The organism is Aestuariimicrobium sp. G57, assembly GCF_050110855.1.
In the GTDB taxonomy this organism is placed as follows: Bacteria; Actinomycetota; Actinomycetes; order Propionibacteriales; family Propionibacteriaceae; genus Aestuariimicrobium.
Window position 1 is genome coordinate 592,212 of record NZ_JBNINW010000001.1, and the last position, 16,456, is coordinate 608,667.

General features: G+C 68.3%; 16 protein-coding genes and 1 pseudogene. 4 read left to right on the forward strand and 13 right to left on the reverse strand.

Going from position 1 to position 16,456, the window contains the following annotated elements:
- Positions 1-107: 107 nt before the first annotated feature.
- Positions 108-584 carry a DUF2505 domain-containing protein gene (locus ACQCX5_RS02720; protein ID WP_434540447.1) on the forward strand — a complete coding sequence of 159 codons (477 nt, stop codon included), beginning with the start codon at positions 108-110 and terminating at the stop codon, positions 582-584.
- Positions 585-608: 24 nt separating this feature from the next.
- Here the strand turns inward: ACQCX5_RS02720 and ACQCX5_RS02725 are convergent, their stop codons facing one another.
- Genes ACQCX5_RS02725 through ACQCX5_RS02735 form a run of 3 tightly spaced genes read right to left on the reverse strand, consistent with a single transcriptional unit; the run spans position 609 to position 2,132 of the window.
- A complete protein-coding gene (locus ACQCX5_RS02725; protein WP_434540448.1) occupies positions 609-845 on the reverse strand; it encodes a hypothetical protein in 237 nt (78 codons plus the stop codon).
- A 1-nt stretch (position 846) separates the two neighbouring features.
- The gene (locus ACQCX5_RS02730) at positions 847-1,677 is read right to left on the reverse strand and encodes a Ku protein (protein ID WP_434540449.1); all 831 of its coding nucleotides are present in this window, start codon (positions 1,675-1,677) and stop codon (positions 847-849) included.
- Complete coding sequence (locus ACQCX5_RS02735; protein ID WP_434540450.1) at positions 1,677-2,132, reverse strand: DUF6912 family protein; 456 nt, start codon at positions 2,130-2,132, stop codon at positions 1,677-1,679. The genes ACQCX5_RS02730 and ACQCX5_RS02735 overlap by 1 nt, the downstream gene beginning before the upstream one ends.
- Positions 2,133-2,260: 128 nt before the next feature.
- On the opposite strand from ACQCX5_RS02735, the gene ACQCX5_RS02740 reads away from it, so the two are divergent.
- The 3 genes from ACQCX5_RS02740 (at position 2,261) to ACQCX5_RS02750 (ending at position 4,434) form a co-directional block, all read left to right on the forward strand.
- A complete protein-coding gene (locus ACQCX5_RS02740) occupies positions 2,261-2,617 on the forward strand; it encodes a hypothetical protein (protein WP_434540451.1) in 357 nt (118 codons plus the stop codon).
- Positions 2,614-3,885, forward strand: a complete 1,272-nt coding sequence (locus ACQCX5_RS02745; RefSeq protein WP_434540452.1) for a hypothetical protein — start codon at positions 2,614-2,616, stop codon at positions 3,883-3,885. The genes ACQCX5_RS02740 and ACQCX5_RS02745 overlap by 4 nt, the downstream gene beginning before the upstream one ends.
- A gap of 66 nt (positions 3,886-3,951) precedes the next feature.
- Entirely contained in the window at positions 3,952-4,434 is a 483-nt protein-coding gene (locus ACQCX5_RS02750) for an Rv3235 family protein (RefSeq protein WP_434540453.1), read from the forward strand.
- Between the two features lie 34 nt (positions 4,435-4,468).
- Here ACQCX5_RS02750 and ACQCX5_RS02755 read toward each other — a convergent pair whose 3' ends face one another.
- The 10 genes and pseudogenes from ACQCX5_RS02755 to ACQCX5_RS02800 all read right to left on the reverse strand — a co-directional run bounded on the left by ACQCX5_RS02755 (position 4,469) and on the right by ACQCX5_RS02800 (position 16,390).
- Positions 4,469-4,603: an SEC-C metal-binding domain-containing protein gene (locus ACQCX5_RS02755; protein WP_434540454.1), complete on the reverse strand. Its 135-nt coding sequence runs from the start codon at positions 4,601-4,603 to the stop codon at positions 4,469-4,471.
- Positions 4,594-7,360: pseudogene (secA, locus tag ACQCX5_RS02760) on the reverse strand (preprotein translocase subunit SecA). Before secA ends, ACQCX5_RS02755 begins: the two are co-directional and overlap by 10 nt.
- Before the next feature lie 75 nt (positions 7,361-7,435).
- Positions 7,436-8,725: a winged helix-turn-helix domain-containing protein gene (locus ACQCX5_RS02765; RefSeq protein ID WP_434540455.1), complete on the reverse strand. Its 1,290-nt coding sequence runs from the start codon at positions 8,723-8,725 to the stop codon at positions 7,436-7,438.
- 85 nt (positions 8,726-8,810) lie between these two features.
- Positions 8,811-9,434 carry a ribosome hibernation-promoting factor, HPF/YfiA family gene (gene hpf, locus ACQCX5_RS02770; protein ID WP_434540456.1) on the reverse strand — a complete coding sequence of 208 codons (624 nt, stop codon included), beginning with the start codon at positions 9,432-9,434 and terminating at the stop codon, positions 8,811-8,813.
- A 186-nt stretch (positions 9,435-9,620) separates the two neighbouring features.
- Positions 9,621-10,307 (reverse strand): ComF family protein, encoded by a 687-nt coding sequence (locus tag ACQCX5_RS02775; RefSeq protein WP_434540457.1) that lies wholly within the window; start codon positions 10,305-10,307, stop codon positions 9,621-9,623.
- A 57-nt stretch (positions 10,308-10,364) separates the two neighbouring features.
- A complete protein-coding gene (locus ACQCX5_RS02780) occupies positions 10,365-12,116 on the reverse strand; it encodes an LpqB family beta-propeller domain-containing protein (RefSeq protein ID WP_434540458.1) in 1,752 nt (583 codons plus the stop codon).
- Positions 12,113-13,621, reverse strand: coding sequence for an MtrAB system histidine kinase MtrB (gene mtrB / locus ACQCX5_RS02785; RefSeq protein ID WP_434540712.1), 1,509 nt, complete (start codon positions 13,619-13,621; stop codon positions 12,113-12,115). Before mtrB ends, ACQCX5_RS02780 begins: the two co-directional genes overlap by 4 nt.
- 76 nt (positions 13,622-13,697) lie before the next feature.
- A complete protein-coding gene (gene mtrA, locus ACQCX5_RS02790) occupies positions 13,698-14,414 on the reverse strand; it encodes an MtrAB system response regulator MtrA (protein ID WP_434540459.1) in 717 nt (238 codons plus the stop codon).
- Positions 14,415-14,540: 126 nt separating this feature from the next.
- The gene (locus ACQCX5_RS02795) at positions 14,541-15,449 is read right to left on the reverse strand and encodes a hypothetical protein (RefSeq protein WP_434540460.1); all 909 of its coding nucleotides are present in this window, start codon (positions 15,447-15,449) and stop codon (positions 14,541-14,543) included.
- A gap of 2 nt (positions 15,450-15,451) precedes the next feature.
- Positions 15,452-16,390 (reverse strand): hypothetical protein, encoded by a 939-nt coding sequence (locus ACQCX5_RS02800; RefSeq protein ID WP_434540461.1) that lies wholly within the window; start codon positions 16,388-16,390, stop codon positions 15,452-15,454.
- Positions 16,391-16,456 lie beyond the last annotated feature (66 nt).

Below are 16,456 nucleotides of genomic sequence, written 5' to 3' on the forward strand. Positions count from 1 at the left end.
GACCCCCAAACCCCCCTGATCCCCCCACACGGGGTGGCTGTGAGCAATGCCACATGATTCGCGGTCAGTGGGTCTGCACCGGCGCCGGGTCGGCAAGAATGGGGGGCATGCAGATTACTTCGCAGCAGCATTACGCAGCCACGCCCGACCAGGTCTTCGCCATGTTCACCGACGAGTCCTACCTCCAGGCCTGCTGTGAGCGCTTCGGCTCAACCGACTCCAGCGTCTCGGTCACCGAGACCGGCTCGGTGGTCAACATGGCCCTGCCCTCGCCGCCCCAGGTACAGAAGATCGTCGGCAACAGCCTGCGCCTCAACCAGGACATCCAGTGGTCGGCACCCGCCGGTGACGGCAGCCGCACGGGGGTTGTCGCCATGAAGGTTGAGAAGATGCCGGCCGACGTCGGCGGCACCGCCACCCTGCGTCCCAATGGTGCAGGCACCGACGTGGAATACACCGTCGACCTCAACGTCAAGATCCCGCTGCTCGGCAAGAAGCTCGAGGAACAGGCCGCCCCCGTCGTGCTCAAGGCGCTCAAGGTGCAGGAGCAGGTGGGCCACACCTACCTGGCAAGCAACAGCTGAGGCAACCCGGCCCGGGCGCGACCCTCAGTCAGATTCCACGAAGACGTCCTCGTCGACCAGGTCGGCGAGGACGTCCCGTGTGGCGGGGGTGCAGACGACCCAGCTGATGGCCTCGTCGTCATCCTCGCCCGCGAACCGTTCCTTGATCACGGCCACCTCGTGACCCAGTGCGTCAATCGCCTGCGCCAGTTCGTTGGCCCGGTCCTCGTCGTCCAGGTGAATGCGGGTCACGCCCACGTGGGTTCCCTCCTGTGTCTCCATGTCAGCCAGCGGCCTTCTTCGGCTTCTTGGCCCCCGCTGCCGCCTCTTCACGCTTCTTCTTCGCTGCGGCCACCGACGCCTTCAATGCCGCCACCAGGTCGACGACCTCTGCGGTCTCGCCCTCTTCCTCTTCTGCCTCGACCAGCGGCACGCCGCTCAGCTTCGACTCGACCACGGCCTCGAGGGCCTCGCGGTACGAGTCGGTGAACTGGCCCGGGTCGAAGTCGGCCTCGAGTTCGTTGATGAACGAGGTCGCCATCGCCACCTCGGCCTTCGAGGCGCTCACGTCGTCCGGGGGTGCGGCAAAGCTGACATCGCGGATCTCGTCGGGCCACAGCATCGTGTGCATCAACAGCACGTCGTCCCGGGCGCGGATCAGCGCGACGGTCTCACGTGAGCGCAGCGCCACCTTGACCACGGCGGCACGGTTGGTGTCTGCCATCGCCTGGCGCAGCAGCACATAGGGCTTCACGCCCGGGCCGTCGGCCTCGAGCACATAGGTGCGGTCGAAATAGGTCGGGTCGACGGCCTCGGTTTCGACGAACTGCACCACCTCGACAGTCTTGGCCGAGGCGAGTGGCAGCCCGTCGAAGTCGGACTTCTCGAGGATCGCCATGCGGCCGTCGGCAGCCTCATAACCCTTGGCGATCTCGGCGAACGGCACCTCTTGACCGCATTTCTCGCAGATCCGCTTGTACTTGATGCGCCCGCCGTCGACAGGGTGCACCTGGCGAAAGCTGATGTCCTTCTCTTCAGTGGCCCCGTAGACCTTCACCGGGATGGTGATCAGTCCGAACGAGATCGCACCCTTCCAGATGGAACGTGGAGGCATCAGTAGCCCCCTTCCTCGATGGTGTGCCAGAGCAGTTCATGCTGCAGCAGCGCTGCCACCTCAGCACGGTCCCACGCCTCGTCGATGCTGAGCCCTCGCGCAGCCCCGGCGGCGGCCGTGGCCTCGTCGGCCCGCGCCAATCCGTCGTCGAAACAAGCGATGAGCTGGTCGCGGCGCAGGCCCGAGACCCTGATGCCGCCGTTGTCCACCTCGTCGCCCGCGACCACCTGTGAGGCGGCGACCTCGGCCGTCACGACGAACCGTTCACCGTGGCGCGCCAGCGCCCAGATCGAGGCCAGCACCAGTGCTGCATACTCGGCCTCTTCGGCCATGTCGGCGGTGTAGTCCAGCGTCTCGAACAGCGCCTGGTTGGCGGTGATGGCGTCCACGGGGTCACGCCGCAACGCATCCAGGTCACCGCGCCGCGCAGGAATGCAGACAAGTACCCCTGACATTCCACTCCCCTGCCACAAGTCGATGCCCCGCGGTCGCGGGACTAGGATCAACGCTATCCTGCCGCGGCGCACCGCCCGGCCTGAACTCACGACGACCTGCACATTTGACCCGCACAGGAGTGATCCCCATGCCCTCGCGCCGCGCCCTGCTCTCCCTCCTTCCGCTGGGGGGCGTGGCCGTGCTGCTGTCGGCCTGTTCGCAGCCGGACGACGCCGCACCCACGACGACGACACTCGCGATCACGGCGTCCGGCGGCACGATCACCCCGAACGGGCAACGCCTCGAGGTGACCAAGGGCTCCACGGTGGTGGTCACGGTGACCAGCGACATCGACCTGCATGTGCACGTGCACGGGTACGAGACCGAGGTGGTGGCCAAGCCAGGCGTGCCGGCCGAAGCCTCGTTCGTCGCCGACAAGGTGGGCTCGTTCGAGATCGAGACCCACGACCCGACCCAGTTGGTCGCCAACCTGATCGTGCGATGATGCTGCCCCTGCACGGCGTCGGCACACGGCAGGACCTGCCGCTGCCGTTCTCACTCGTGGTGATCGGTTCGGCAATCACCCTGCTGGTCACGTTCGCCCTGGTGCTGCGGTCGTGGCGCGAACCGCGCTGGCAGTCACCGGCCGGACGCCCCCTGCCCCGGTTCACGCGACTGGTCGACCACCCCATCACCCTGTGGGCCGGGCGTGTCCTGGTCGCCGGGCTGGTGGCCGTGGCGCTGCTGGCCCTCGTGGCCGGTCCCGACCTGATCACCAACCCGTTCCCCGGGTTCCTGTTCGTGTGGGTGTGGGTCGGGCTGGTGCCGGTCTCGCTGCTCGCGGGCCAGGTCTGGCGCCGGCTCTCGGTCGTGCGCACCGTGCTCACCCCCTGGGGTGGCCACCGCGACGCGTCGGGTGTGCCGCTGCCCGGGCCGGGGGTCTACCCCGCGGCCGTGGCGCTGCTGGCCTTCCTGTGGCTCGAACTGGTGCAGCCCGATCGGGCCACCACTGCGGTGCTGAGGTGGTGGGTGCTGGGGTTCGCCGTGTGGGTGCTGGTCGGTGCCGCGGTCCGCGGTGTGCGCTGGGTCGGCAGTGCCGAGCCGTTCGAGGTCTTCGCCCAGACGATGGCGCGGCTCAGTCCCTGGCACCGCCGCGATGACGTCGTCCACCTCACGAACCCGGTGCGCCATCTGGTCAGCGTCGAGGCCCCCCGGGGGCTGTGGGCGGTCTGCTGCGTGCTGCTCGCAGGCACCGCGTTCGACTCACTCGGCGCGGGGCTGTGGTGGATCCGCCTGACGCAGGCCTCCGGGGCCCCGGGCTGGCTGTGGGGCACGGCGGGCCTGCTGGGCTGCCTGGGCGTCGTGGCGGGCAGCTTCGCCCTGGGTGTGCACTTCGTGCGTGGTGCCACCCGCGATTCGCTGGCCCGTTCACTGGTGCCCATCGTCGCCGGCTACGCGCTGGCGCACTACGCGACCCTGCTGGTGCTCGAGGGCCAGCGCGTCGCGATCAACCTGTCCGACCCGCTCGGACGCGGCGACAACTGGTTCGGCACGGCCGAACTCGGCGTCAACGCCGTGATCTTCGACTACGCCGGCGTGGTCGCATGGGCCCAGGTGGTCTTCATCGTGGGCGGTCACGTGCTGGGTGTGCTGGCAGCCCATGACATCGCCCTGCGCACCATGCCCCGTGAGCGCCAGGTCGCGGGCCAGCTGCCGCTGCTGCTGGTGATGGTGGGCTACACCGTCGGCGGGTTGCTGCTGCTGTTCGGTTGAACCAAGTTGTCCACAGGTGGCGGGGATCCCCTTCCGGGTGCCCCCGCCAACGGCCATGCTGGGCACATGCCACCCACCCACCACGTGACCCGACCGGTCGTGCTCGCCGAGGCCGGTCTGACCATCACACTGCTGACCGACCCGCAGCAGGCCCGCACACAGCAGGCCGCCCGGGCGCTGGTCGAACACCTGGCCCGTGCCGCGCTCGAATACCTGCAGCGACGCCGCACCCGCCAGGGGCTCGGGCGCACGGTGACACCGCCGCTCGCCGCGCACCTCGAGGTCTGGCGCACCGCCGTCGACTGGTCGCAGGCGCGGCTGCTCAGCTGTCGCGGCAGCCTCACCTCACCCCACGTGGTCGACGGGTCATTCGACATCCACGTCGGCGGGCGCCGCGACACGATCGTCTGCCGACTCGCCCAGGTCAACGGCCGCTGGACATGCATCGAGCTCGTCTCGCTGGGCCCCACCCTGCCGCGGCCCGAGCGGGCCCACATGGTGGACGACGACAGCGACGACGAGCTCGACGTCAGCGACGACAGGGGCTGATCAGGCCCCGTGCTTCATCAGGCCCCGTGCTTCATCAGGCCCCGTGGCAGAGCTTGTACTTCTTGCCCGAGCCACAGGGGCACGGCTGGTTGCGGCCGGTGCCCTCGAACGCCTTGCGGTTCGACCCCTCGGCCGCGTCCTCGGTGGCAGGGGCAGCCTTCACGGCCACCGGACGCTTCGAGGCGGCAGCCTTCGCCGCGGTCGTCTTCGCCGGGGCCGTCTTCTTGACCGGGGCCGAGGAACGGCGACGGCGTGAGGTGCGGGCCGCGCCATTCGGCTCGTTGACCTGTTCGGCCTCACCCTGCTCGTCCGGTGCGCTGTAGGTCAGCCTCGACGACTTGCGCGCGCCCAGGCCCTTCGCCAGCGGCTTGCGCTCGGTGGGCGGCTGCTGCCCGTCGCCCTCGTCGTCCGCAGCGGCAACCGCAGGCATCGCAGGCTGGGCCTGCAGTCCGACGCCCTCGACCTCGGTCTTCACCTCGAGGTTGAACAGGTAGCCGACGACCTCCTCCATGAACGCTTCCATCATGGCGTTGAACATGTTGCCGCCCTCGCGCTGGTATTCCACCAACGGGTCGCGCTGCGCCATGGCGCGCAGGCCGATGCCCTCGCGCAGGTAGTCCATCTCGTACAGGTGTTCGCGCCACTTGCGGTCGAGCACGGTCAGCAGCACCTGGCGTTCGAGTTCACGCATGGTGTCCTCGCCGAGGGCCTCTTCACGCTTGTCATAGGCGGCCTGGGCATCATCGACGAACAGCTCGACCAACGCATCCTGCTCGGTGGTCTCCTCGATCTCGTCCATCGACAGCCCCACCGGGTAGAGCGTCTTGAGGTCAGTGACCAACTGCTCCAGGTCCCACTCGTCGTGGAAGCCCTCGGTGCGGCCGCGCACGGTGTCCTCGACGACCCGGCTCACGGTGTCGCGCAGCTGTTCCTCGACATCGGTGCCGTCGAGCACCTGCCGGCGGTCGCCATAGATGGCGTGACGCTGGCGGTTCATCACGTCGTCGTACTTCAGCACGTTCTTGCGCATCTCGAAGTTCTGCGCCTCGACCTGCTTCTGGGCGTTCTCGATCGAGGAATTGATCCAGCGGTGTTCGATGGGCTGGTCGTCGGCCACCTTGAGGGTGACCATGGCCCGCTCGATCACCTCGGGCTGGAACAACCGCAGCAGTTCGTCCTGCAGCGACAGGTAGAACCGGCTCTCGCCCGGGTCACCCTGACGACCGGATCGACCACGCAGCTGGTTGTCGATACGGCGCGACTCGTGGCGCTCCGAGCCGATCACGTACAGGCCGCCGAGTTCGACAACCTCTTCGTGTTCAGCCTCGGTCTGCTCCTCAATCGACTCCAGCGCCTCGTCCCAGGCCGCCTCGTACTCGTCCGGGGTCTCGACGGGGTCGAGGCCCTTTTCCTGCAGCACCAGGTCGGCGAGGAACTCGGCATTGCCGCCCAGCATGATGTCGGTACCACGACCGGCCATGTTGGTGGCCACGGTGACGGCACCCCTGCGTCCGGCCATGGCGACAATCGTGGCCTCGGACTCATGGTGCTTCGCGTTGAGCACCTTGTGCTCAATGCCTTCCGCGCGCAGCAGCTGCGAAATCTTCTCGGACTTCGCGACCGACGCGGTACCGATCAGCACCGGCTGGCCCTCTTCGTGGCGCTCGGCAACATCTTCGATGATTGCGTTGAACTTGGCCGCCTCGGTGCGGAAGATCAGGTCCTTCTGGTCCTCGCGGATCATCGGCTTGTTGGTCGGGATCGGGATGACACCCAGGCCATAGATCTTCTGGAACTCCGACTCCTCGGTCTTGGCCGTGCCGGTCATACCCGAAAGCTTGTCGTACATTCGGAAGTAGTTCTGCAGCGTGATCGTCGCGAGCGTCTGGTACTCGTCGCGGATCTGCACACTCTCTTTCGCCTCGAGCGCCTGGTGCAGGCCCTCGTTGTAGCGACGACCAGCCAGGGTGCGGCCGGTGTGCTCGTCAACGATGAGCACCTCGCCCTCCATGACGACGTAGTCCTTGTCGCGCTTGAACAGTTCCTTGGCCTTGATGGCGTTGTTCAGGTAGCCGATCAGTGGCGTGTTGGCGGCCTCGTACAGGTTCTCGATGCCCAGGCGGTCCTCGACGGCGGCGATGCCAGGGGCCAACACCGAGACGGTGCGCTTCTTCTCGTCCACTTCGTAGTCACGGTCGCGCTTGAGGCGCAGCACGAGCTTGGCGAACTCGGGGTACCACTGCTGGTTGTCCTCGGCCGGGCCGGAAATGATCAGCGGGGTACGTGCCTCGTCCACAAGGATTGAGTCAACCTCGTCGACGATGGCGAAGTTGTGGCCGCGCTGCACCAGTTCGTCCTTCGACAGCGCCATGTTGTCACGCAGGTAGTCGAAGCCGAACTCGTTGTTGGTGCCATAGGTGATGTCGGCGTTGTAGGCGCGGCGTCGCTCGGCAGGCGTCATCGATGTCAGGATCACGCCGGTGTCGAGGCCCAGGAAGTGGTGCACGCGACCCATCTGCTCGGACTGGTAGCGCGCCAGGTAGTCGTTCACGGTGACCACGTGCACGCCCTTGCCCGACAACGCGTTGAGGTATGACGGCAGCGTCGCGACCAGCGTCTTGCCCTCACCGGTCTTCATCTCGGCGATATTGCCCAGGTGCAGGGCGGCACCACCCATGATCTGCACGTCGAAGTGGCGCTTGTCGAGCACCCGGCTGGCTGCCTCACGCACCACGGCGAAGGCCTCGGGCAGGATGTCGTCGAGGGTTTCACCATCCTCGAGGCGGTCCTTGAACTCGTCGGTCTGTTCGCGCAGCTCGGCATCAGTCATCTCCTCGAAGTCCTCTTCGATGGAGTTCACCTGGTCGGCGATCCGGGACAGCTTCTTCAGCATCTTCCCGTCGCCGGTGTTGAGCAGACGATCGATAAAGCTCACGCTTGGCTTCCTTGTCCTGTGTCAGGGCACGCAGTTCCCGCACCCGCGGGATGGCACCGTTCCATCCTAGAGGCTACGCGGTAGCGGACCAGCCGCCACGTCGTCGCGGACGAGCGCAGCGGCCAGCTCGCCGCTCAGGTCGCCACGCGGGTGCACCACGATGCGGGGGCAACCGGTCCAGCGGCCCAGTTCGCGCAGTTCGTCGGCGAGCGCTGTGGCCACGTCGGACGGGGGCTGTGCCGCGCCCTGCTCGAACCAGGCAGCCTTCACGACGATCGCGCCGTTGGCCCGGTCGGCCTTCAGGTCGACCCGGGCGGCGAACCGTTCACCGAGCAGGAACGGGTAGACGTAGTAGCCGTGCTGGCGGCGGGCCTCGGGCACGTAGATCTCGATGCGGTAGAAGAAACCGAACAGTTCCAGCGTGCGGGTGCGTTCGAAGATGAGCGAGTCGAACGGGCTGACCAGCGCGCGTGCACGAACCGGTCCCGGCACCCTGACCTGCCCGGACGCCGTGAGGTGTTCATGCCACAACCACGTGGGGCGCGCCCAGCCCTCGACGACGACGGGCACCAGTTCACCGCTGGCCACCAGCCGTGCGAGGGCTGCGGTCGTCTCGGCCCGCTTGAGCCGGAAGTAGTCGGTGAGGCAGCCGAGCGTGGCCACGCCGAGTGCCCGTGCGGCGCGCCGCACGAGGGCGAGCACCTGGTCGTCGGGGCTGGGGGTCGGGCTCGCGATGATGTGCGCCGGCAGCACGCGGTCAGGCAGGTCGTAGCGGCGCTCGAACGCGTTGTTGCGCCCCGCCACGGTGACCTTGCCGGCGGTGAACAGCCCCTCGAGCACATGCTTGACCGCCGACCAGTTCCAGCCCCAGTGCTCGCGGCGGCGCTCCCCCTCGTCGTGGTCGATCTGGCGCGGGGTGAGTGGGCCGCGGGCCTCGAGTTCGGCCAGGACATGCTCGTCCAACCCGGGGTGGCGTTCGAGGGTGCGGTCGCCGCCCGGCCACGGGTTGCGGGCCATCTTCAGCCGCAGCGCCGGTTGCAGTTCGATGTCGACCAGGCTGGCGGCGTGGCCCCAGTACTCGAACAGGCGGCGTGGGGCGGTGTCGAGGGCCCGGTCGAGCAACCCCTTGTCATAGGCGCCCAGGCGCGAATAGACCGGAAAGTAGTGGGCGCGCTCGACCACGTTGATCGTGTCGATCTGGAACTGCCCGAGGCGGGTGATCAGCTGCTGCACCTGCCGCCGGGTGACCTCGCGGCGCGGCGCATCGGCCGCAGGTCGTGGCCGCCCGAAGCCCTGGGCGTGCAGTGCGATGCGGCGGGCCTGGTCGATGGTGAGGATGGGCGGCGTCGCGGGCATGCGGATCAGGCTACGCCCACCGCGGACGGCGAGGGGGCGCCCTCGCGGACGCCCCCCGGCAGATTTGCTCAGCCGATCATGGTGCTCAGCCGACGTTGAGGTGGATCACGCCGTAGTCGTAGGCCTTGCGGCGGTAGACGACGCTCGGTCGACCCGTGTCGGCGTCCTGGTAGAGGAAGAAGTCGTGGCCGACCAGTTCCATCTCGTCCAGGGCCTGGGCGAGGGTGAGCGGGTTGGCGTCGAACTGCTTCTCCTTGACGACGAAGGGGCCGTCCCCGGTGACGGTGACGCCTGCCACCGTGAAGGTGTCGTCGTTGTCATCGGCCTCGGTTGCGGGCTCGACCAGGGGCTCGTAGGCCTCAACGTCAGGGTGGCTGAGCACCCCGTTGTGCTGGCGCAGTCCCTTGTGGTGCTTGCGCCGGTCGCTGGCACGGCGCAACTGGGTCTTCAGGCGCTCCATGGCCTTGTCAAAGGCGACCATCTTGTCTTCGGCGGTGGCTTCAGCGCGCACCACCGGACCCTTGCTGCGCAAGGTGATCTCGGCTTCGACCGTCTGGTCGGGCGAGCCCTTGGTCTCGTTCACGGTGAACTCGACCTCGACCCGCTGCACCCGGTTCTTGAACCGTTCAACGGTGGCGATGCGCTCGCTGACCTGCTCACGAATGGAGTCACTGACGTGGCAGTGGCGCCCACTCACGATGATGTCCATGGCGACCTCCTGGGATCGTGCACCAACATGTGGTCGGTGCTGCTGTCTGCCCCCGGGCACCCTTCCTTGTCGCGGATGCCCGCTGGCACAAAAAAGGGCACGAACCCCGCAACCCACCCGCCGGAGCGGGGTGGCTGGTGGTTCGTACCATGCAGACACGCTACCCCCGCGTCACGCGGATTTCACCTATTTGTTGCCATAACTGGGTGACGGATGAATCCGTTCGGTCACGCACACCACCACAGCCCCCTGCACGCGCCAACCTGCGCCACGGAGCGCCCTCGCCGCCTCGGCGATCGTGGCCCCCGTCGTGCACACGTCGTCGACGATGACGGCACGCATGCCCGGGCGCGCCGGCGGGGTCGCGCTCATGCTGCTGCGCTGGTTGCGTGCCCGTTCGGCGATGTCGAGGCCTGCCTGGTCGGCCAGTGTGCGGGTGCGGCGCAGCGCTGCGGTCACGCTGTCACCCGGACGACCTGTGCCCCGCCTGCGTGCCGCCCTGGCCAGCGCCCGGCCGTGGTCGAAGCCGCGCCGGGCCACGGCAGCCGGCGACGACGGCACCGGTACCAGCACCACGGCCACCGAGTCTGCGGTTCCGGTGGCCAGCAGCAGCTCGTCCACCGCCTGGCGAAGGCCGGGACCGCAGCAACCCGCCACGCCCCACGACCCGTGGTCCTTCAGCGCCCGCACGAGGCTGCCACCTGCGCCCTGGTAACTCGTCAACCCGACCACGGGCACCCCACCGACCTCGGCACGCCGTGCGGGCAGCGCGACCAGCGACAGGCAGTTGGGGCACATTCCCCAACCGGGACGCCGGCAGCCGGGGCAGCTGGCACCGAGCAACAGGTCGGCGAGGGCGTCAAGGGTGCGCATGGCACCCACTGTGAACCGTCGACGGCCCATCTGAACCGCGTTGTCCACAGGCCGCACTCAGCCTGGCAGCGCCACCGCAGTGACGTCGGTGACGAAGCGCTGCCACCGATAGGCACCCTCGAAACGGAACACGGCCCCGGAATCGGCCAGGTAGACCGAGGTCATGCCCTGCCGGCGGGGGAAGGCCGACAAGGCCACCGGGGCACCGCTTGCACCGATCGGGCCGAGGTTCTCGACCACTGCTCCGTCGGCGCGGACCAGGTAGATGTTGAAGGCACCCGAGGAATTGACCGCGGCGAGCAATTGCACCGATTCGGGGTCGGCCCAGACGACGTCCCGGGCACTGCCAAGCGGGCCCGACGACGAGTTCACCGCGACCTTGCGCCACCCGTCGACCGTCACCCTGTCAGTACCCCGCAACCGGACGAGGCCGAAGTCGGTGCCCTGCCCATTGGCGAGCAGCAGCGCAATCCGGGTGCCGTCGGGCGAGATGCGGAACGAGACGACGGTGCGCCCCCGCAGTTCCCCGATCGGGTGGCGCCCGACGGTGCCGGTGACCGAGACCGAGACCAGGGTGGGGACGCCACCGGCATGGTCGATCGTCCAGACCGACCCGTCATCGCGCACCTGCGGCCGCACCAGCCTGGTGCCCGCCACCGTGGCGGTCAGCCGCGTCGCATCGCGGGCGGCCACATACAGCGCCGTGGACTTGTCGTTGACCACACCGATCATCCCGCCGTTGCGCTGCACCGCAAAGGTGCCCGGCACACCGCCCCAGTTGGGTTGCCCGAAGACCCCCTGAAGGTGGACGACCTGACCGTTGTCGACGACGCCGAGCCGACCACCCGCGGCCACGTGGACCGGGGCGTCGGTCTGCCCGTCCAACAGGTCGAAGCCCGAGAACATCGCCCGGGTGACCACCCCATCGCTTCCCTGGCCGCGCACCGGCAGCGGCTGGCCATTGGTCAGCACCCGCACCCCGCGCACCTGGTCGAACTGCTCCAGCGTCGCCACGAGCTGCGCGGCCAGCTGGCTGCGCTGCTGCTCGGTCAACGAGGCCACCTGCTCGGTCAGCGACACCTCGGCGATGCCATCGGTGACGGTCACCGCGTTCGCGCTCAACCGCGTGTCGCCGGGCACGGCCGTGGTGACGGCCGGTGCCAACCACGGTGAGGGACCCGCCAGCAGCGCCTTCACGGCCGTGGTCGGTGTCAGGGCGTCCCGGTGCAGGTAGACCTGCTCATGGGCGAAGCGCGAGCCATCTGCCGCGAGGAAGGCCACCTTGAGCGGTACGTAGTACCGGTCGAAGACGTACTTGGCGATCAACAGGCCTGTCGGTGGCTGCGAAATGCGCCACTCGCCGCCGACGTGCTGCATGCCGAAGTCGAGCAGCAACCGGTCCTGGGCGGGTGTGTACCGGCCGGCGGCGTCAAGACGCCCCACCAGCGGCACGTTGAGCGACGCCGAGGTGGGCGAGATGATCGGCCGCGTGCCCTCTGACTGGTAGATCGTCGTGCCGGCATCGGGGTCCCAGATCTTCGCCGCCTCGGGGGTCAGGTACAGCCTGGCCGAGGCATAGTCGGGTTCGAACGTTGACATGGCCGCGAGGAACCCGGCGAGCACCAGGTCGGGGTCAGCCCCGGGGACGGGAGGTTGCGCATCGATGTCGATACCGACGGTCGGACGACTGGACGGGCTCGGCCCCACCTGCTGCACCGGCCCCGTGGTGGGGATCCGGGCACAGGACGTGAACACCAGCAGCACGGCAAGGACGATGGCGAAGGCCCGGGCCGGGGTGGGAATGCTCATGTCGTCGCCTCCCGGGTCGGGCCGGGCATCAGCGCTGCGCGTGGCACGCCGTAGTCGGACGGCATCAAGGCGAGCGGCGAGGAATGAAGCACCCCGCCCGCGGTACGCGGCACCGTGAGCCTGAACTGTGCGCCCTGCCCGGGACGCCCCCAGGCGGCCAGCCAGCCGCCGTGCAGGTGGGCATCCTCCATGGCAATGGCCAGCCCGAGCCCCGTGCCCCCGACCCGCCGTGCGCGGCTCGGGTCGGCCCGCCAGAACCGGTGGAAGACCTCGCGTGCCTGGCTGGCCTCGAAGCCCACCCCGTGGTCACGCACGGTGACCGCGACGGCGTGGTCGTCGGCCGCCACGGTGATCTCGATGGGCCGGCCCTCACCGTGCTCGATGGCATTGGTGACCAGGTTGCGCAGCACCCTGCGGATGCGACGCCCGTCGACGACCGCGGTGGCGCCCTCGGGCGCACGCAGCACGATGTCCGACCCCGCACTGCGCGCGAACGGCTGTTGCGCCGCCACCTCGTCACGCACCAGGCCGACCACGTCGGTCTCGTCAAGGGTCAGCACCGCGGCACCCGCGTCGAAGCGACTGATCTCGAGCAGGTCGGCCAGCAGGTCTTCGAACCGGTCAAGTTCGGCATGCAGCAGCTCGGCCGAGCGACGCAGCGAGGGGGTGAGTTCCCAGCGTGCCTCGTGGATCAGCTCGGCGGCCATGCGGACGGTCGTCAGTGGTGTGCGCAGCTCATGGCTGACATCGGCGACGAAGCGCTGCTGCACCCGCGACAGCCCCTCGAGCTGCACGATCTGCGACTGCAACTCGCTGGCCATGTGGTTCAACGACTTCGCCAGACTGGCCAGGTCGTCAGTACCACGGACGGCCATGCGTTCGTCGAGGTGCCCGTCGGCCAGGGCACTGGCGGTCACGCTCGCCTGCCGGATCGGTCGCACCACCTGGCGCGACACCAGCACGGCGATCAGAGTCAAGAGTCCCAGCAGCAGTCCCCCGGCCGCCAGCACCGCCCGCTCCACGAGGTCGATCGTCGCCTGCTCGCGTTCCATCGGGAAGACGAAGTAGACCGGATAGGAATCGGCCCCATTCGGGTTGAACAGCAGACCCCCCACCACAAGTCCCGGCACCGGCTGGCGGTCATCGGTGAACTGCACCAGGGTGTTGGTCACCCACATGCCTCGCTGCTCGCGTGTCAGCGTGCCGACCAGGTTGTTGGGAATGCTCTCGGCGCGGATACCGGGCGCCACGAACCCCGAGACCGGGCCCTGGATCAGCAGGTAGTACTGGTTCGGCCGTGCGCCCACCTCGTCGGCCAACTGGCCCAACCTGTCATAGATCGACGCGGTCTGCAGGTCGGTGTCGCTGAGCTGTTGCTGCAGTCGTTCCAGCGCGACGCTGGCTTCGGTCACTGCTGACTCACGCTTGCCCTGCTGCACACCATCACTGACCACCCGCATCAGCAGGGCGCCGCCGAGCAGCAGCACCACCACGGAGCCGAGCAGTGTCGAGCTGATGATGCGCAGCGGCAGCGACGAGCGCCACAACCGCCCCGGCACCGACCACAGCCTCATGGCACGCTCAGCGCTCGCGGGACGGCTCGCCCGCCTTGTACCCGACCCCGCGCACGGTCACCACGATCTCGGGCCGCTCCGGGTCTTTCTCGATCTTGGATCGCAGGCGCTGCACGTGCACGTTGACCAGCCGGGTGTCGGCTGAATGCCGGTAGCCCCAGACCCTTTCGAGCAGCTCGTCACGGCTGAACACCTCGTTCGGACGACGCGCCAGCGCCAGGAGAAGGTCGAACTCGAGCGGGGTGAGGCTGATGGACTGCCCGCCGCGCTTGACGCTGTGTCCCCGTGTGCTGATCACCAGGTCGCCGATGGTGTAGGTGTCCGCGATGGCCGTGTCCGGCTCGAAGCGACGCAGGCGGGTACGAATCCGGGCGAGCAGTTCCTTGGGCTTGAAGGGCTTCGAGACGTAGTCATCGGCCCCGGCCTCGAGCCCCGTCACGACGTCCCGGGTGTCGGTGCGGGCCGTGAGCATGATGATCGGCACGCCCGACTCGGCACGGATCTCGCGGCAGATCTGTACGCCGTCGCGCCCCGGAAGCATCAGGTCGAGCAGCACCAGGTCGGGGCGCACCTCACGGAACACCTGCACAGCCCGCAGCCCGGTGTTGCACCATGATGCGGCGAAACCCTCTTGTTCGAGCACGATCTGCAGCATCTCGGCGAGCGCGGCGTCATCATCGACCACAAGCACGTGGTGCCGCTGTCCGCGTCCTGACTCCGGCATGTGTCAACCTCCTTCACGTGCGTCACTGCTGCGGGACCTGTCCATCGTAGCCATCACAGTGCAAAGGGCCGGTCGCCGCGACACGCGCGGCGACCGGCACCAGGAATGAGGGGACGTCGGTGGGGGTCAGCGCAGCTTGACACCAGAGCCTTCACGCTGGGTGCTGCCATGCGTCAGCCCCTGGCCGGCGGCGACCTGCCCGAGCGCACCGGTGTGGGCGTCGGGGGTGGTCTGGGCGATGGCCGGCGGCCAGTAGCCTTCGGGGCCGAGGTTGGCCGGCGAATCCTCGACCTGCTTGATGGCCGTGCCAAGTTCGGTCGCCCCGCCCGCCCACGGCGACGCGGACGCATCAGCGATCATGATCATCCACTCGTCGAGCTGGCGCAGCCGCGCGGCAGCGTTCCACGAGGCCTGGAAGTAGTAACCCTTCACGTTGCCCGAGCCGAACCCGAACCAGTCCGTGTCGCGTTGCTTGCCGGCCTGCTCGCCGGCGTCGACCAGGATGTCCTGGGCGACGAGGTCGATCGTCTGCTGGGTGACCTCGAAGATGGCGGCATTCAACATCGCCACGTCCTCGACCGCCTGCTGGTTGGCGATCGCGACCCCCTGCAGCTCACGCAGTGCCTTGAGCTGGGCCGGCTGGGCGGCCTTGTAGATGTCGGCGCCCTTGGACTGCCACGTCTCGGCGCTCGTGAAGAGCATCAGGTCCTGTTCGATCGAGGCGGCCTCGGCCAGGATCTGGCCCCACGGCTCATGGTGGTTCGCCATCAACTTCTCAGGCACTGAGTCCTTGGGCTGGAAGTGCAGCCGGTAGGTCTGCTGCAACTGGCGCACCTCACCGGCCAACTTGCGTTCGAGCCGGTCCACCTCTCGCCAGAACCGCTTCTTGTCCGCGCAGTGTCGCCAATCGAGCTTGTTGACCGCATCCCGAGCCACCTGGTGCTCGGACGACCACACGCTCGACTGGGTGGTGAACAGTGCGGTAAGGGCGTCACGGACATCTTGCAGCGTGCCCCCGGGCAGCAGCGTGTACATGCTCACAACTCCTTCGTGATGAGGCTTGTGGACGCGGCACCGGCCCGCTCGATGGCCCGGTAGGCGTTGGCATCCTGGACCAACTTGTTGTGGAAGACAGAGAATTCGGTGGCACCGTTGTGCGACCACGCGGTGATCGCCGAGGTCATCTGGTTGTACTTCTCGTTGGGATTGGTGACGAATCCGAACTCGGACGCAGTGGTGGCTCGAGACGCAATGGTGGAATTCAACGACTGCATGCGGTCCGACAGGGACGCCCATTCCTTCGCACTGTTCTCGATCGCGTCGGCGTCGGCGTTGATGTTGCCGCTGTCGCCCGGGTTGCCGGGCGCTCCCGGCCCCCCGGGGTAGGGGCCACCAAAGCTGTCCGGAATGCCGTCGCCGTCGGTGTCGATGCCACCGGAGCCCGGGTAGCCACCGCGGGCACCGGGGTTGGGGCCGAAGGTGTCCGGATTGCCGTCACCGTCGGTGTCGATGCCCGCCCCACCGGCACCGCTGCTGGCAGCCATGGTGCCGCCGAAGCCGGACCCACCGAGCCCGGAACCACCCAGCCCGGCGCCGCCGCCAGCCCCGATGCCTCCAGGACCACCGCCGATGCCGCCAATGCCGCCGCCACCCGCGCCGGCGCTCGCTGTTCCGGGGCCGCCCACGAAGCCGCCCCGCAGTCCAGCAGCACCAAGGCCCGCTCCCCCCAGTGCCGCACCTGCGCCCAGGCCTGCACCACCGCCGGCGCCTGCAGCGCCACCGGCACCCGCAGCCATCGGGGGCATCATCATGGGGCTGCCACCCCCCTGACCGGTGCGCCCTACCTCACGATTTGGGTCGATGCGCTGCTCGTCATGCTCGATGTCATGCAGCCAGTCGTCGCTGTCGGCCGTGATGCCCTGGAATCCAGCCAGGGTGCTGCGCCGCCTCATGTCCTCGGGTCCCTGCTCTGTCATTGCTTCCCCTTGTGTTACCGGTGCTCGTGGGTGTCAGCCCATTGCTGTGAATGAGCAAGGTGGTAT